This is a genomic window from Finegoldia sp., from assembly GCF_046991905.1.
GTDB lineage: Bacteria > Bacillota > Clostridia > Tissierellales > Peptoniphilaceae > Finegoldia.
This window is the reverse complement of sequence record NZ_JBKWZF010000016.1, coordinates 5,737-7,997: the sequence shown is the minus strand read 5'-3', so window position 1 is coordinate 7,997 and position 2,261 is coordinate 5,737. Positions and strand designations below refer to the sequence as shown.

The following is a 2,261-nucleotide window of genomic DNA, read 5'->3' as shown; positions in this document are numbered from 1 at the left end:
TCTTCTATTTTCTTTGATAGTAGTAAGTATTCTTCATTTTGAGGATCAAAATAGTATTCTCTTTTTTCTTTGATATCCTTATCTATTAACTTGGAAAGAACTTCTTTTTTATCTCTTATTTCTTCAATTTTTGATTTTTCTTCTTGAGATAAATTTATATTAAAAGTAATTTTATTTTTTTCATTTATATGTGCTAAATTTTGATATGCTCCATTGATTTCAAGATTTTTATTAAAAACATATATATCATTATAATAATCTGGAAATTGCTGATTAAAGCTTTGAACATCTATATCATAGCCTTCCTCAAATTTTGTAACTTTATCATCAGTAATTTCAAATAAACCTTCCCTTTCCAATTCTAATACATCATTTAAATTTGTAAGGTTTGATTCTTTCATTTTGGCAGTAATTTCATCAAACAAACTGTCTATTTTTTTGCTATCTTCAAAAGATTTCCCTTTATATAAAGTATAGATCTTTCCTTGTGAGTTTTCCTTTCTTGGATAAACTCTAATTCCTGTCTCTTCTAGTTCTATATCCTTTGTTTTCTCTTTATCTACTAAAGCGTAATAAATTCCTACTTTTACTGCTATTTTATCTTCTACAATCTCTTTTGTTAATTTTTCTTCTACTTCATTTCTTAATACTTCTAAAGCTTTTAAATCGCTTTCTTTAAAGGAATGTGAGAATAGTTTTAAGTCCTTATCAAAATAGGCATCATATGAATAATATGTTATTTGATTATGGTTATTATCATATCCACTGGAAATATTTTTTATTTTTAAATATTTATTATCCTCTGTTTTAACTATATCTCCCACTTTTATAGAGAGTATCTCCTTATCATCTTCTATATTGTTTTCAAGTGAATTATTTAAATATTCTCTATATCTATGTTCTATTCTAATGCCTAATTCTTTAACCTTATCTATTGACTTCATATCATCTGGAAGATTTCCCTGCTTATCGGCAACTTCTCTCATGATTTTTGCATATTCTCTTTGGAATACAGAGTTAAAACTTGCTAAGGTATTATTTCCTAAGTTTTCTCTTGCCTTTATAATTTCATTTTCTAAAACTTTATCCTTAACTAATACATCGAAAAGTTTATCTTCAATTTGGTCTATGGAAATTATTTTTTCATCTATCTTATTTTCTTCTATAGTTTGATTAAGTTCTATCTGACTTTTTCCTATTTGTTCATAAAGAAATTCAAAGTCTCTTTGGTTGATCTCATTTCCATCACCTATGTCTATCTTATAGTGATCAACTATTTTCCCATCTACTATATGGTTAAAATAGAATTTGGAATACCCCTCCCACTTATCAGTCATCTGCCCATATTCATCTTCTCCTAAGGTCTTATTATGAAGTCTTATCTTTTCATCTATTTCCCTTATTTCATCTAATAGTTCTTTAGTCAGCCTTTGTCCTGCATAATCTTTTTCTATTAGACTTGAACCCTCATTAAACTCAATTATCCAATAATCATCTTTTATATGGCTATCTAAATCAAAACCTATATTCTCTTTATTTTTATTAGTATAAAATTCCTTAAATTCTTCAAAACCATTTACTATATCATCATCTATAACTTCTTTGTTAGAATTAACTACAATATTTGGAATATCATCATATCGACTTTGACTTTCTAAAAGGTAATATTCTCTTCCTTCTATTTCTTCCTTTTCTTTAATATAAAAAGTGTCATGTATTCCCTCAAGAATAATTCCATCGTCTAACTGGTCTAATGGTATATCTAATTGTTTTTCAAAGGCTATGGAATATATTTCTTCTTTTAAAAAGTTTGGTATAAATTCATCATAAATGATAAGTTTTCCATCATCACCTATACTTGCTACAGACTGTCCTTGATAATAATATATAGAACTATTATTTGTTCTTTCTATATATACATCATTATCAGTTGGAGGCAAATCATCTTGATAATTTATATACTCCTGGCTTTCTTTTTCTGTTTTATTTATTTCCTGATCTGTTTTTTTCTCCCTATTTTCTTCAAAACTTTCTTCATCTATATATCTATTCTTTTTAATAAGGTCATTAATTTTTCTTGCAACATTGGACCATGATAGTTGTATTTCTTTTGCATTACCTTTATTATATTTTATTCCCTTCGCATCGTGCCACTCACCACTTTCTCTTGCAGCAGATAGTGCATGAGAACTTCCACCTACGCCATATTCATTTTTCAAGAAATCTGCTTGTTCTTTTAAATCATGCTTTTCAGTAAAAAA

1 pseudogene is annotated in these 2,261 nt (G+C 27.0%); it reads right to left on the bottom strand.

The window, feature by feature from the left end:
• A pseudogene (locus tag ACLUJM_RS07645) lies at positions 1 to 2,261 on the bottom strand (conjugal transfer protein); the annotation flags it as partial.